The sequence below is a fragment of the Vibrio sp. Vb1574 genome, assembly GCF_033338675.1.
In genome coordinates, this window is record NZ_JAWOTC010000024.1 from 18634 (window position 1) to 33639 (window position 15006).

Sequence of the window (15006 nt, forward strand, 5' to 3'; positions counted from 1 at the left end):
AAGCATAATTAACTTTGGCTTCTCATCGCCGTTTTGAATCTTTTACAAGAGGTTTAGCTAGTCAAGCGTTTCATCGCTTCACTCGCCGCTTTCCACTCTTGAGATAGCTTAAGTTCGCTTGGAGAAAATGACTGTTTTTTCAGTAATGCATCCGCGAGTGGCACGGTTGAAACCGGTAAGTTGTCTAATACTTCAACGTGCGCTTCTCGTTTATTACACATTAACAACATATCGCAGCCAGCTCTCAATGCTTGAGCACCTCGCTCGGCTGGGCTGCCCATAATCGCAGCGCCTTCCATGGTCAAGTCATCCGAAAAAACCAAACCTTTAAAACCCAATTGCTGACGCAGAACCTGTTTTAACCAGTATTCAGAACCGCTGGCTGGTTGAGCATCATAATGTGGGAAAATCACGTGAGCAGGCATCATGGCATCTAAAATACCGGCATCAATTTGCGCTTTGAAGATCGCCATATCTTGTTCAAAAATATCACTGCGCTCGTCGTATGGTGTTTCTAGATGTGAGTCTGCAATCACGCCACCATGTCCAGGGAAGTGTTTGCCTGTCGTTGCCATGCCAACACTCTTCATTCCTTGCATATAAGCAGTGCTATAGCGAAGAATGGTATCGGCATCTTCACCGAATGCACGGTTACCGATCGCTTTACATTGATGGCCTTGGTCAAGTACCGGGGCAAAGCTTAAATCAATATCATGGGCAATCAGCTCTGCTGCCATTAACCAACCGCCCATACGAGCAAGCTCTTCACCATTTTGATGTTTAGCGTACTCATCAGCAGCAGGAATTAATGAGAAACCTTCACGAAAGCGCTGCACTCGGCCGCCTTCTTGATCCACACCGATCAAAAACGGGCGCTTAGCCGCCTTTCGGATGGATTGAGTAAGTGCTTGAAGCTGTTCGCTATCATGATAGTTGCGAGCAAATAGAATTAAGCCACCAACCGTAGGATGCTCCAAGATTTCTTTGTCTTCAGCGGTCAGTTCATACCCCGCAACGTCAACCCATAACGGTCCCATGTTTTCTCCTCAAAATCGGCTGAATATCTCGTATTCGATGAGGTTATTCGCTTCAGATTTGCTTTACAATAAGTGAATGAAGAATTGACGAGATCGGCTATGAAATTTAACGAACTGTACATTGGTGTGATGTCTGGAACGAGTATGGATGGTGTTGATACCGCTCTAGTTGAAATAAGCGATGAGCACGTTCGTCTGATTGCGCACGACGACTACCCAATGCCCGCAGCACTAAAAGACATGCTGTTATCTGTTTGTACCGGTCAAGCAACAAATTTAAAAGCCATAGGTGAACTTGACCACCAGCTCGGCCACCTATTTGCAGATGCCGTGTTACAGCTGCTCAATAAGTCTGGTTACGTCGCAGAGCAAATTCGTGCGATTGGTAATCACGGTCAAACAGTGTTCCATCAGCCTACCGGAAACTTGCCGTTTACCACTCAATTGGGCGATGCCAACATTATCGCGGTCAAGACAGGCATTGATACGGTAGCGGATTTTCGTCGTAAAGACATGGCGCTAGGTGGACAAGGTGCCCCACTCGTCCCTGCTTTCCATAAAAGCATTTTTGCGATGCAGGATTCCACAACTGTGGTACTTAACATTGGAGGCATTGCCAATATCTCGGTACTGCATCCAGAACAACCAGTCATTGGCTATGACACAGGCCCGGGCAATATGTTGATGGACGCATGGTGTGCGCTGCATACTGGGCAAAGCTTCGACGAAGATGCACAATTTGCACTTAAAGGAACGGTAAACGCTACTTTGTTGACTCAATTACTCAAAGAAGCTTACCTCGCCATGCCTGCCCCTAAAAGTACCGGGCGAGAACTGTTCAATATTGACTGGCTGCATCTACAACTGGCCCATCACAATTTACCAATCGAAGACGTACAACGTACACTTTGCGAGTATTCTGCAATTACCATTGCCAACGAAGTCGACAAGTTTTCTCATGGCATCACACCTCAACTATTGGTCTGTGGCGGTGGAGCAAGAAACCCACTTTTGATGCAGCGACTAGCTAAGTTATTGCCACAATGGAGCGTTGCGACAACGGCAGAAAAAGGCGTTGATGGCGACTACATGGAAGCAATGGCGTTTGCTTGGCTTGCGCAGCGCCATATTCACGGCCTCCCTAGCAACTTACCGGAAGTTACGGGGGCAAGTCGTCTCGCTTCACTGGGTGTACTCTATTCAAAAAATTAAGGGCAATAGATCCTAAACAAAAAGGCTTAATTCATTATGACGAACGATGCACTTATCGCAGCTTTATCCCATCTGGTATCTGAAGGGCGAAACCCAGACACCATGGACATCGACTTGCTGCCTTCTCTCGATATTGTTCAACGCATCAACCAACAGGACAAACTCGTTCCTCTTGCCGTTGAAAAAGTGTTGCCTGAGATCGCTGAAGCCGTTGATAAGATCACGGAAGCATTTAAGGTCGGAGGTCGGTTGTTTTACATCGGTGCGGGTACCAGTGGTCGACTTGGCGTTTTGGACGCTTCAGAATGCCCACCAACTTTTGGCACAGATCCAGAGATGGTCGTTGGTATTATTGCCGGTGGAAAAGAGGCAATGTTCCGTGCAAAAGAAGGGGCGGAGGACGATCCAGCATTGGGTGAGCAAGATCTTAAAGAGAATACTCTAACACAACGCGATGTCGTCGTTGGTATTGCGGCAAGTGGACGAACACCTTACGTGATTGGTGGCTTAGAGTATGCGAACGAGCTTGGTGCCACCACTGTAGCACTATCTTGTAACCCTGACTCTCCGATTGCAGATATTGCTGATATTGCGATTAGCCCCGTTGTTGGACCTGAAGCGTTAACGGGATCCACTCGCTTAAAATCAGGGACGGCACAAAAACTCGTACTAAACATGCTCACTACCGCAAGCATGATTCGCCTGGGCAAAAGTTATCAGAACTTAATGGTAGATGTGAAAGCGACGAATGCAAAGCTAGTTGCAAGAGCGGCTCGTATTGTTATGCAAGCAACAGATTGTACTAACCAAGAGGCTAAAACGGCGCTCAAAGAAACGGACTACGACGCCAAGTTAGCGATTTTGATGATTTTAACCGGGCTGGATAGAGAAAGCGCGACTGAGCAACTGAACGCCAAGCAAGGATATTTAAGAAAAGTCGTGATCGCGCAAACTAATCAATCTTAATCAATAAAGCGCCTCACTTATTTAAAAGTCAGGCGCCTTTTATGGCTTAATTTAGTAGTTCAATCGTTCAATGTGAGTAATACCGACTTTACCTTCAAGGTCACTGAACATATGAACCATTGCTGGGTATGGTTGTGCTCCAGGGTAGACAACTTCTGCATTACAGAAAAACGCATAGTTTTGTCCGGCTACGACTTGAGTAGCCACAACCAAAGGGGAGTATTTGACACCGACAAACCCCTCGATACCTTTAGCAAATACTTCTTTATTATCTGCTGTGAGTTCATGAAATGGACTCCAGCCACCAGCCATTTGCGTTGACATAATGTGATTCCTTTTTTCTGTGCTCACTATCAAGCAGTATGAACATAGTTTAATAAGGAAGATTTTGCCACATTTATGTGATGCAGACAGTGTAACAACGGCTTTATTGACTATTAATTTGAGTATTCATTCCAACCACGTTGCCATTCCATGCGGAATTTTTGCGCTTGCTCAGTACCTTCACAAACCCCTTCGTAATACTGACCAGATAACCCCATTTGATACGCAAAAGCAGGATTACAGTACTCACGTAAACCTTCTAAATAACCTTGGTCGTAGTCACTTTGCTTAACACTACCCAACTCACGAAGCTCGCTCATCGTGCGCGATGTGTGTCCGGTTATGCCATCTTGATATCCGATCTGATGCCAATCTCCCGACTTGGCAAGATCTGCTGTCGTTGCTGTGCATCCTGCAAGTAAAGCCAGTGCCAGACCTACCGTTACCTTTTTCATGGTTATTCCTTAAGTAATTGTTTTCAAAAATAAGCTTACCACTAATTATTGGCGCTTGCCGCTGAGCTTGCAGATTGAACCACTGATGACTCAAATCAGCCACTCAAGACTGTCATCAACCTTTCGCCATTTTTAAAAACCGCTCAAGCAGCATATCGACCACTCAGTGCTCTATTCGACCACTCATCTACTAACCGAATGCATTTAACACAAGCGACGCATAACATGCATCCTGAGATTAAAAAATTACCCTACCCAACTAAGACCAAGGACAATTGCTATGATGTGGTTTCTAACCTGTGTCGCAGCCCTAATCGGCGGATACTTCATCTACGGCGCTTTCGTCGAGAAGATTTTCGGCATCAATGAAAAACGCCAAACGCCAGCTCACACCAAATCGGACGGTGTTGACTTCGTTCCAATGTCAACAAAGAAAGTTTACCTAGTTCAACTACTTAACATCGCAGGTGTTGGTCCAATTTTTGGCCCGATCATGGGGGCACTATACGGTCCTGCGGCGATGCTTTGGATTGTAGTCGGTTGTATTTTTGCTGGTGCAGTACACGATTACTTCTCAGGCATGCTTTCAGTGCGTAACGGCGGTGCATCTGTACCTACCATTACAGGTCGCTACCTAGGTAATGGCGCAAAACACTTTATGAATATTTTTGCCATTGTCCTATTGCTTCTAGTTGGCGTAGTGTTCGTTTCAGCCCCTGCTGGCATGATTACTAACCTCATCAATGATCAAACAAGCTTGAGCGTAAGCATGACTACAATGGTTATTGCTATCTTTGCTTACTACATCATTGCGACGATTGTTCCTGTCGATAAAATCATTGGTCGTTTCTACCCACTGTTTGGCGCCCTACTTATCTTTATGTCTGTTGGCCTAATGACAGCCGTTGCTTTCTCTAGCGAACACACAGTAATGGGTGACTTCCAAGTTTCGGACATGTTCTCTAACCTCAACCCAAATGACATGCCGTTATGGCCTGCATTGTTCATCACTATCGCATGTGGCGCTATCTCTGGCTTCCACGCAACTCAGTCTCCACTGATGGCGCGTTGTATGGAAAATGAGAAAAACGGTCGCTTCGTATTCTACGGTGCAATGATTGGTGAAGGTGTTATCGCGCTAATTTGGTGTGCTATCGCTCTGTCTTTCTTCGGCTCTCTAGACGCTCTATCAGAAGCTGTGAAAAACGGTGGCCCTGGTAACGTGGTATACAGCGCATCATTTGGTCTGCTAGGTGTGTTCGGTGGTATCCTTGCGTTCCTGGGGGTGGTTATCCTACCAATTACGTCTGGCGATACAGCGTTCCGTTCAAGCCGCTTGATCCTTGCTGAATACTTCAACATGGAACAAAAAACGCTACGTAACCGTCTACTGATGGCACTTCCACTGTTCGTTATCGGCGGTATCTTAACTCAAGTAGACTTCGGCATTATCTGGCGCTACTTCGGTTTTGCAAACCAAACAACAGCGGTAATGATGCTTTGGACTGCGTCCGCTTACCTTCTGCGTCACAACAAGCTGCACTGGATTACCACTATCCCAGCTATCTTCATGACCACGGTATGTGTCACGTTCATCTTAAACAACAGCTCGCTAGGTTTTGGTCTGCCAATGCAACTATCAACTATCGTAGGTATTGTGTTTGCCCTAGCTGTGACAGGTTACGTTATCAAAACCTCTAAGGGTAAAGGTGAAACTGAACTGGCTGACGAAGAGAAACCACAAGCCGTATCAGAAACAGCGTAATACTCGTCACATCTGAGTGACTAAGATAGGAGCCTGCCAATTGCAGGCTCTTTTTGTTTTATACCCAAGTCACTTTAAGGTTCAGAAAGCACAGCGCAGCATCATTTACTTAGCTGTTCTTATCTATCTGAGCCAAGCATCTTGAGGTTACTTAGGTATACAATAACAACATTGATTCTAGGTTAGGTTCACTATGGAACTGGTCATCTCCCTTTTACAACAGATGTGTGTGTACTTAGTTTTGGCTTACATGCTAAGTAAAACGCCAATCATCTTACCTTTGCTGAGTATTTCTTCGCGCTTAAGCCACCGCCTAATTTGTTACGTACTCTTCTCTGGCTTTTGTATTCTCGGCACCTATTTCGGTCTGCACATCAACGATGCTATTGCCAATACTCGTGCGATCGGCGCAGTTATGGGCGGGCTGTTTGGTGGACCTGTTGTAGGTTTCGCCGTCGGATTTACTGGTGGCATCCATCGATACTCTCTTGGTGGCTTTACTGACCTAGCCTGCGCAATTTCAACCACCGCCGAGGGCGTAATTGGTGGCTTACTCCACGTTTACCTTATCAAGCGAAATAAAGGCGCATTGCTGTTTAATCCAAGCGTCGTATTCAGCGTCACGTTTGTTGCAGAAGTGGTGCAAATGATTTTGCTGCTCGCCGTCGCGAAACCTTTTGATCAAGCCTATGAACTGGTGTCCGCTATTGCAGCGCCTATGATCATCGCGAATTCATTTGGTGCGGCGTTGTTCATGAGTATCCTGCAAGACAGAAAAGCAATCTTTGAAAAGTTTTCTGCGACGTTTTCGCGTCGAGCGCTCACCATTGCTGATCGCTCAGTGGGAATTCTAAGCAACGGCTTCAACACCGAAAACGCAGAGAAAATCGCGCGTATTATTTACGAAGAAACCAAAGTGGGCGCTGTCGCGATTACTGACCAAGAAAAAATCTTGGCGTTTGTGGGTATTAGCGATGATCACCATAAACCAAACACGCCGATTTCATCGCAAAGCACATTAGACTCCATGGAGAAAAACGACATCATTTATCTTGATGGCGCGGAGCGTCCATACCAATGCTCCATTGCAAAAGATTGCAAGCTCGGATCTGCGCTGATCATCCCACTGCGTGCAGGGAAAGAGGTCATTGGTACCATAAAGCTGTATGAACCGAAGCGTAAATTGTTCTCGACGGCCAACATGTCGATGGCGGAAGGAATAGCCCAGCTTCTATCTAGCCAAATCCTTTATGGCGATTACCAACAACAACAAGCCTTACTCGCCCAAGCAGAAATAAAATTGCTTCACGCTCAGGTGAATCCACACTTTTTGTTTAATGCACTCAATACTATTAGTGCGATTACTCGTCGTGACCCTGACAAAGCGCGCGAGCTAATCCAAAATCTATCGCACTTCTTCCGCAGCAATTTAAAGCAGAACATTAATACCGTGACGTTAAAGGAAGAGCTTGCACATGTGAACTCGTACTTGAGCATCGAAAAAGCGCGTTTTACGGACCGCTTAGAGGTTGAAATCGATATTCAACCTGAATTGCTGGACATCAAATTACCAAGCTTTACACTCCAGCCTTTGGTTGAGAATGCCATTAAGCATGGCATTTCAAACATGCTTGAAGGTGGTAAAGTTCATATATACAGCGAAGCACACCCACAAGGTCACTTGATTACCGTCGAAGACAACGCAGGCAGTTTTGAGCCGCCAAAAGAAAACCACTCAGGGCTAGGTTTAGAAATTGTCGACAAGCGTCTCACTAATCAATTTGGACGTGATGCAGCGCTAAAAATTACGTGCGAGCCACATCAATTTACTAAAATGAGCTTTATCATTCCCCCAAAATCATAAAAGCACGCTGAAGCAATAAAGGTAATGTTGGATGTTAACCGCACTCGTCATTGATGATGAACAGTTTGCTCGTGAAGAGCTAGCAGAGTTACTGGATGAAACAGGCCAAGTTGAGGTCGTGGGCGATGCCTCAAACGCAATCCTCGGCCTAAAAAAAATCAATGAACTCAAGCCTGATGTGGTGTTTCTCGATATCCAAATGCCTCAAGTCACGGGGATTGAATTACTAGGGATGCTTGATCCAGAAACCATGCCTTATGTGGTTTTTGTCACGGCTTATGATCAGTATGCGATTCAAGCATTTGAAGACAATGCCTTTGATTACTTGCTCAAACCTGTCGACCCATGCCGGCTAACTAAAACGGTAAAACGACTAAACAAAGTCATTAGCCAATCCGCCCTAACGCAACAACTGTCTGCTATTACACCTGACACGTTGGATCAAATACCGTGCATCGGACACAACCGCATCGTTATCATGGCCACCGACACGGTGGAATGTGCTTACAGTGATATCAGCGGCGTGCATGTACGCTCCACCAGCCAAACCGCGAGCACCCAACTGACATTAAAAACGTTGGAAGAGAAAACCCCTCTAGTCCGCTGCCATCGTCAATACTTAGTCAGTATTAAAGCGATTAGCGAAATCAAGTTACTGGAAAATGGGTTAGCGGAAATCATCACCAAAACAGGCTTTGAGATACCAGTAAGCCGCCGCTACTTAAAGGTGCTCAAAGAGATGCTCGGCATTAGCCACTAACACAAAAACTTCACACATCATCGCTGAGTTTCCGCTAGCGTATAAATAGGACGCTCTGAAAAGACGAGGCGATGATGTATAAAGTTTTATTCATATGTAAGCACAACGCTGGACGAAGCGTCCTCGCGGAGTCAATCGCAACCAATATCCTGCCAGCAGATTTTAATGTCACCAGTGGAGGCTCACATCCCACAGGCAAGGTGCACCCAGTGGTGCAAAAATATTTAGATGACCACCAACTCCCCATTCCGCATATCCACACGCATTCATGGGAGGAGCGAACTCAGTTTCTTCCCGACATCGTTATTATTCTCTGTGATTCTTTACATCAAGAAACCGCTCCTCAGTGGCTTGCAGGTGGTGTTCGAGTAAACTGGCAAGTTGATGCTTTTCCGACCGATGGTTCTGATGAAGACATGTACGCACATTGCGAAAAGGTTGCTCAGTCGCTTGAGCGAAGAATCACGAAGATGTCTGATATGATTATCGATGGTTTAGGAAAAGACCAAATTCGTGATTACCTAAATGAGTTAAGAGAGATGTAAAAAAGGCGACCCACAGGTCGCCTTTTGAATATTCGATAAATGGAGACTAATCCACTTGCTTGATTTGCAGTTCTTTAGGTACTTCAAAGAACATATTCTCTTCACGGCCAAGTACTTCATCAACCGCTTCGGCACCGACGAGTTCTTTGATTCGCTCTAGAATCTGATTAACGAGCTCTTCCGGAGCAGATGCTCCCGCAGTCACGCCGACCTTTGTTTTGCCTTCGAACCACTCAGGTTTGATATCTTCCGGACAGTCGGTTAAGTAGCCAGGTGTCCCTAGCTTTTCAGCTAGCTCTTTAAGACGTGTAGAGTTTGATGAGTTTTTAGAACCCACCACAACCATCACATCTACGTCACCAGCTAATTCACGTACGGCATCTTGGCGGTTTTGTGTCGCGTAACAGATATCGTCTTTACGTGGACCTTGGATATCTGGGAACACGCGGCGTAGCTCTTCGATAACATCGGCAGTTTCATCGACAGAAAGCGTCGTTTGGCTTACGTAATGAAGATCGGATGGATCTTTCACAATCGCCTTCAGTTTCTCGACATCGGCTGGAGTTTCAACCAAGTACATACCACCGGTTTCACTGGCGTATTGCCCCATCGTACCTTCGACTTCAGGGTGACCTGCGTGACCAATCAGAACCACTTCCATATTACGACGGCTCGCACGCGCCACTTCCATATGCACTTTGGTTACTAAAGGACACGTTGCGTCAAATACGGTCAAATCACGCAGCTTCGCTTCCTGACGAACCGCCTGCGATACACCATGAGCAGAAAAAATCACAATGTTGTTGTCTGGCACTTCGTGCAGTTCTTCAACGAAGATAGCACCACGCTGTTTTAGACCTTCAACCACAAAACGGTTATGCACCACTTCATGTCGAACATAGATAGGTGGCTGATACATCTCTAGCGCACGCTCTACGATGCTAATCGCGCGGTCAACACCAGCACAGAAACCACGTGGGTTAGCTAACAGGATTTTCATTTCATTGCTCATGGAAGTTATCTTTTATTTGGTTCGCTATTCTACTGACAAAATTTCAACTTCGAAAGTCACGTCTTGTCCCGCTAGAGGATGGTTGAAGTCCACAGTGACTGAATCGCCTGCAATCTCTGTAATAATGCCCGGGATTTCCATGCCATCAGGGCCACTGAAGGCCATGATTGTACCAACTTCCACTTCTGCATCACCTACAAATTTAGTGCGATCCATATAGTGAATATGATCAGGGTTTGGCATACCAAACGCGTCTTCTGCCTTTAGCTCAATCGCTTTTTGTGCGCCTGTTTCGAGGCCTATCAAGCACTGCTCAAAGTTTTCACTCAAGCTGCCATCACCCATAACAAATTTCGCTGGTTTACCCATGTTATGAGTACTATCTGCAACCGATCCGTCTTTCATTTTAATCGTAAAGTGAAGGGTTACTACCGATTCATTGGTTATTGTTGTCACGTTAATGCTTCCTTGTTCTTGGGTTATTACGCTGTCAGCTTGGTCTTTTTATACATTGATATGCTGATTGGCGCTCCAACATAATAAAAAGCATCGCTCGAATCAACGGACGACGCTTAGGGTTATTCGATATACCGCAAAAGATTACTTGTCAGCGTCTTTTTTACGGAAGCCATCCAGAATAATCATTGCCGCACCAATACAGATCGCCATGTCAGCAAGGTTGAATGCTGGCCAGTGGTAGTTACCCCAGAAGAAGTCTAGGTAATCAACAACAAAGCCATGAACGACGCGGTCAAACACGTTGCCCACTGCACCACCAATAATCAGTGCATAAGCAATGTTGTTCCATTTTTCTTTTGCTGGAAGCTTACTCATCCAGTAGGTCAAAAGACCCGTAACAACAAACGCGATACCTGTAAATAACCAGCGCTGCCAACCAGCTTGATCGCTCAAGAAGCTGAAAGCGGCACCGTAGTTATGAACGTAAAGTAGGTTGAAGAATGGCAACACCTCAATTCGGTTTGCCCATCCGTAGCCCATGTTGTCCATCACCACCAATTTGATGCCAATATCTGCAATAAATACCAGAATTGCTAACCACAGCCAGCGAACTCCAGATTGCTTTAACGTCAGTGCTTTTTCACTCATTACTTTACCTACAAACAGCCCCAGTAAATACTGGGGCTGTTAATTTTAAAAAAAGTTCAGTCGTTCTAGGCAATTACGCGAATTTACGTACTTCACCTTCGCCGTCTACGTTAGACACACAACGACCACAGATCTTCTCGTGACCTTCAATTGTGCCTACGTCTGGCGTGTGGTGCCAACAACGGTCACACTTCTCGCCTTCAGCTGCTGCTACTTCTACAAACAAGCCTTCGATATCTGTGGCTTGTGCTGCATCCGTCTTCTCACCTAGAGGCTTAACTTTCGCCGCAGAGGTTAGTAGAACAAAGCGCAGTTCATCTTCAAGTTTGTTGATCTTCGCCGCTAGTGCGTCATCAGCAAATAGAGTCACTTCAGCTTGTAGTGCACCACCAATGGTTTTCTCTTTACGCGCATCTTCTAGAAGTTTGTTTACCGCACCACGAACCGCTTGGATCTCAGACCAGAATTCGTTGTTCAGCTCTTCACCTTCAGCAAGACCGAATAGACCGTCGAACCACTCACCAGTGAATACGAACTTGTCGCGTTGACCTGGCATTTCGTTCCAGATTTCATCTGCAGTGAACGACATGATTGGCGCCATCCAACGAACTAGCGCTTCTACGATGTAGTAAAGTGCAGTCTGACAGCTACGTTGAGCGTTGCCGCCACGTTTTGCTGTGTACTGACGGTCTTTAATTACGTCTAAGTAGAAAGAGCCCATTTCGATTGAACAGAATTGCATTAGACGCTGAGTTACACCGTGTGTGTTGTACTCTTCGTATGCTTTAACAATCTCTTCTTGTGCTGCTAGTGCACGACCAACCGCCCAGCGATCTAGCGCAACCATCTCTTCAACAGGAACGATGTCTGTTTCAGGGTTGAAGCCGCTTAGGTTAGCAAGGAAGAAACGCGCTGTGTTACGGATACGACGGTACGCATCTGCGCTGCGTTTTAGGATTTCATCAGAAACCGCAACTTCACCAGTGTAGTCTGTAGAAGCAACCCATAGACGAAGAATGTCAGCACCTAGCTTGTTGGTTACGTCTTTTGGCGCAACCACGTTACCGATAGATTTAGACATCTTACGACCCTGACCGTCAACCACGAAACCGTGTGTCAGTACTTGTTTGTAAGGTGCTTCGTCTTTCATCGCAATAGATGAAATTAAAGAAGATTGGAACCAACCGCGGTGTTGGTCAGAACCTTCTAGGTATAGGTCTGCACTGTTGCCGTTGTACTCTTCACGAGCATCAACAACAGAGAAGTGAGTGACACCTGAATCGAACCATACGTCTAGCGTATCTAGCACTTTTTCGTATTGGTCAACGTCAGCACCTAGTAGTTCAGCGGCATCTACATCCCACCATGCTTGGATGCCTTTCTCTTCAACCAGCTTAGCGACTTTCTCGATCAGCTCTAGCGTGTTTGGATGAAGTTCTGCTGTTTCTTTATGAACAAACAGAGCAATTGGCACACCCCAAGTACGTTGACGAGAGATACACCACTCAGGGCGACCTTCGATCATACCTTCGATGCGGCTTTGACCCCACTCAGGCATCCACTCTACATTCTTGATTGACTCTAATGCTTTAGCACGTAGGCCAGCTTGGTCCATAGAAACGAACCATTGAGGTGTAGCACGGAAGATGATTGGGGTCTTATGACGCCAACAGTGTGGGTAGCTGTGCTCGTAAGCGTGGTGGTGTAGTAGTGCACCTTTTTCTTTTAGTACTTCTACTACTGCATCGTTCGCTTTAAATACGTGCTGACCAGCAAATAGCTCTGTATCTGGTAGGTAAACACCGTTTGAGCCAACTGGGTTTGCTACTTCTAGGTTGTACTTGTTACCAACCGCGAAGTCTTCTTGACCGTGACCAGGAGCAGTGTGAACAACACCAGTACCTGAATCAGTCGTAACGTGATCACCAAGGATCGCCGGTACAGTGAAATCGTAGAATGGGTGTTGGAATTGAGAAAGCTCTAGGTCCGCACCTTTAGCAAAGCCAAGGTTGTGGAAGTGCTCGATACCCGCACGATCCATTACGTCTTTCGCTAGCTCAGCAGCAACGATGATACGCTCAGCGTTGTCGCCTTCTGTTTGGATAAGCACGTACTCTAGATCATCACGTAGACATACTGCGCGGTTTGCAGGCAGTGTCCAAGGTGTTGTTGTCCAGATAACGATAGATACGTCACCGTGACCTTCATGACCTTCTGTCAGTTCAAATTTAGATAGCAGTGCCGCTTCGTCAGCCGCTTTAAAACGAACGTCGATAGATGGCGATACTTTATCTTTGTATTCTACTTCCGCTTCAGCAAGAGCAGAACCACAGTCTGTACACCAGTGAACAGGTTTGAAACCTTTTAGAAGGTGACCATTGCTTGCAATCTTACCAAGAGCACGAATAATGTTCGCTTCAGTTGCGAAATCCATAGTGCGGTATGGCTTGTCCCACTCACCCATGATGCCAAGACGTTTGAAGCTCTCTTTCTGACCTTCAACCTGACCTGCTGCGTATTCACGACATTTCTCGCGGAATTCCGCTGCTGTCACTTTTTGGCCTGGCTTACCTACTTTCTTCTCTACCATTAATTCGATTGGTAGACCGTGGCAGTCCCAGCCTGGGATGTAAGGTGCGTCAAAACCTGAAAGTGTTTTGGATTTAATAATAATGTCTTTAAGAATCTTGTTTAGTGCGTGACCAATATGAATGTCACCATTTGCGTAAGGAGGGCCATCGTGCAATACGAATGACTTTTTGCCTTTCTTAGCTTTACGGATTTCACCGTAAAGATCTTCTTTGTACCAACGCTTAAGCATTTCTGGCTCACGATTGGCCAGGTTGCCGCGCATTGGAAACCCTGTTTCAGGTAAGTTCAGGGTATCTTTATACTCACTCATCGATTCTTAATTCCGTTATATTGGGCGAAAATTAGACATTATGTTGAACGGTGGAATAAACCGCTCAACGCTTAAGCTGACGCAGCCACACCCTTGCTGCTTCAGCATCCAATTCAATTTGTTGTTTAAGTGCTTCAAACGACTCAAACTTTTGCTCATCTCGAAGTTTATGCAAAAGTTCCACTTCTAGTTGCTTGCCATATAAATTGGCATGAAAGTCGAATAAGTGCACTTCTAACTGTTGGCGAACACCATTGACGGTTGGTCTTTGACCAATATTAGCAACACCACCAACTGGCTTATTTCCTAAGCCAAGCGCTTGAACAACATAGACTCCGGAAACCGGAGAAACACAGCGTTTCAAAGGAATATTTGCAGTAGGGAACCCAATGGTTCGACCTAGCTTTCTTCCATGAGAAACACGACCGCTGATGCTGTAGTTTCTTCCCAGCATCTGTTGCGCGGAATGCAAATCGTCACGCGCCAGCGCTTGACGGATAGCCGTACTGCTGACACGTAATTGTTGTAAACAAAAGCTCTGGGTACTTACGACATCAAAGCCGTATTTTTCCCCTGCTTCCTGCAGCATTGCAAAGTTACCTGTACGGCCTTTGCCAAAGCAGAAATCATCACCAACGACAAGAAACTTAACACCCAAACGCTCGACCAACAAGTCACGGATAAACTCTTCCGCGGTTAAATTTGCAAAATGGCGATTGAAATTGACACACAGTAAGCGGTCAATATCGAGCTTACTCAATTGCACGAACTTATCGCGTAATCGAGTCAACCTTGCAGGTGCCTTGTCTTTGGCAAACAGCTCCATCGGCTGAGGTTCAAAGGTCATCACAACAGAAGGCAAGGATAGCCTGTCCGCTTGCTCAGACACTTGCTGCAATACTTGTTGATGGCCTTTATGGACACCATCGAAATTGCCAATAGTCAGCACACAACCATGATGTCGCGGGTTGATATTGTGAATGCCTCTAATCAGTTCCATTGGATACTGCTTTCTGCCTCTGTTTTACTTTACACTGTGTGAAACTGACGGATTATA

14 protein-coding genes are annotated in these 15006 nt (G+C 45.9%); 6 read left to right on the forward strand and 8 right to left on the reverse strand.

Going from position 1 to position 15006, the window contains the following annotated elements; all coding sequences use genetic code 11:
- Window positions 1-53: 53 nt before the first annotated feature.
- The gene (nagZ, locus tag R7O12_RS15105; RefSeq protein WP_064369000.1) at window positions 54-1037 is read right to left on the reverse strand and encodes a beta-N-acetylhexosaminidase; all 984 of its coding nucleotides are present in this window, start codon (window positions 1035-1037) and stop codon (window positions 54-56) included.
- A gap of 99 nt (window positions 1038-1136) precedes the next feature.
- Here nagZ and R7O12_RS15110 point away from each other — a divergent pair, with 99 nt between their 5' ends.
- Both R7O12_RS15110 and murQ read left to right on the forward strand, forming a co-directional pair.
- Complete coding sequence (locus tag R7O12_RS15110; protein ID WP_158157247.1) at window positions 1137-2249, forward strand: anhydro-N-acetylmuramic acid kinase; 1113 nt, start codon at window positions 1137-1139, stop codon at window positions 2247-2249.
- A 36-nt stretch (window positions 2250-2285) separates the two neighbouring features.
- Window positions 2286-3215, forward strand: coding sequence for an N-acetylmuramic acid 6-phosphate etherase (murQ, locus tag R7O12_RS15115; RefSeq protein ID WP_017636161.1), 930 nt, complete (start codon window positions 2286-2288; stop codon window positions 3213-3215).
- A gap of 51 nt (window positions 3216-3266) precedes the next feature.
- On the opposite strand, the gene R7O12_RS15120 is transcribed toward murQ, so the two are convergent.
- Window positions 3267-3539, reverse strand: a complete 273-nt coding sequence (locus R7O12_RS15120; protein ID WP_053350226.1) for a hypothetical protein — start codon at window positions 3537-3539, stop codon at window positions 3267-3269.
- A gap of 113 nt (window positions 3540-3652) precedes the next feature.
- Window positions 3653-3994 (reverse strand): DUF2799 domain-containing protein, encoded by a 342-nt coding sequence (locus R7O12_RS15125; RefSeq protein ID WP_005381912.1) that lies wholly within the window; start codon window positions 3992-3994, stop codon window positions 3653-3655.
- 280 nt (window positions 3995-4274) lie between these two features.
- On the opposite strand from R7O12_RS15125, the gene R7O12_RS15130 reads away from it, so the two are divergent.
- From R7O12_RS15130 to R7O12_RS15145, 4 genes are all read left to right on the forward strand, one after another.
- Window positions 4275-5759: a carbon starvation protein A gene (locus R7O12_RS15130; protein ID WP_005381914.1), complete on the forward strand. Its 1485-nt coding sequence runs from the start codon at window positions 4275-4277 to the stop codon at window positions 5757-5759.
- A 193-nt stretch (window positions 5760-5952) separates the two neighbouring features.
- Entirely contained in the window at window positions 5953-7623 is a 1671-nt protein-coding gene (locus R7O12_RS15135) for a sensor histidine kinase (RefSeq protein ID WP_318101988.1), read from the forward strand.
- Between the two features lie 31 nt (window positions 7624-7654).
- Window positions 7655-8383: a two-component system response regulator BtsR gene (gene btsR / locus R7O12_RS15140; RefSeq protein ID WP_005381917.1), complete on the forward strand. Its 729-nt coding sequence runs from the start codon at window positions 7655-7657 to the stop codon at window positions 8381-8383.
- 71 nt (window positions 8384-8454) lie between these two features.
- The gene (locus R7O12_RS15145; protein WP_318101987.1) at window positions 8455-8928 is read left to right on the forward strand and encodes a low molecular weight phosphatase family protein; all 474 of its coding nucleotides are present in this window, start codon (window positions 8455-8457) and stop codon (window positions 8926-8928) included.
- 46 nt (window positions 8929-8974) lie between these two features.
- On the opposite strand, the gene ispH is transcribed toward R7O12_RS15145, so the two are convergent.
- From ispH to ribF, 5 genes are all read right to left on the reverse strand, one after another.
- A complete protein-coding gene (gene ispH, locus R7O12_RS15150; protein WP_017636164.1) occupies window positions 8975-9940 on the reverse strand; it encodes a 4-hydroxy-3-methylbut-2-enyl diphosphate reductase in 966 nt (321 codons plus the stop codon).
- A gap of 24 nt (window positions 9941-9964) precedes the next feature.
- Window positions 9965-10396 (reverse strand): FKBP-type peptidyl-prolyl cis-trans isomerase, encoded by a 432-nt coding sequence (gene fkpB / locus R7O12_RS15155; protein WP_005381922.1) that lies wholly within the window; start codon window positions 10394-10396, stop codon window positions 9965-9967.
- A gap of 144 nt (window positions 10397-10540) precedes the next feature.
- A complete protein-coding gene (gene lspA / locus R7O12_RS15160; protein ID WP_005385948.1) occupies window positions 10541-11047 on the reverse strand; it encodes a signal peptidase II in 507 nt (168 codons plus the stop codon).
- 73 nt (window positions 11048-11120) lie between these two features.
- A complete protein-coding gene (gene ileS, locus R7O12_RS15165) occupies window positions 11121-13949 on the reverse strand; it encodes an isoleucine--tRNA ligase (protein WP_017636166.1) in 2829 nt (942 codons plus the stop codon).
- A gap of 64 nt (window positions 13950-14013) precedes the next feature.
- A complete protein-coding gene (gene ribF, locus R7O12_RS15170) occupies window positions 14014-14949 on the reverse strand; it encodes a bifunctional riboflavin kinase/FAD synthetase (RefSeq protein ID WP_017636167.1) in 936 nt (311 codons plus the stop codon).
- Window positions 14950-15006 lie beyond the last annotated feature (57 nt).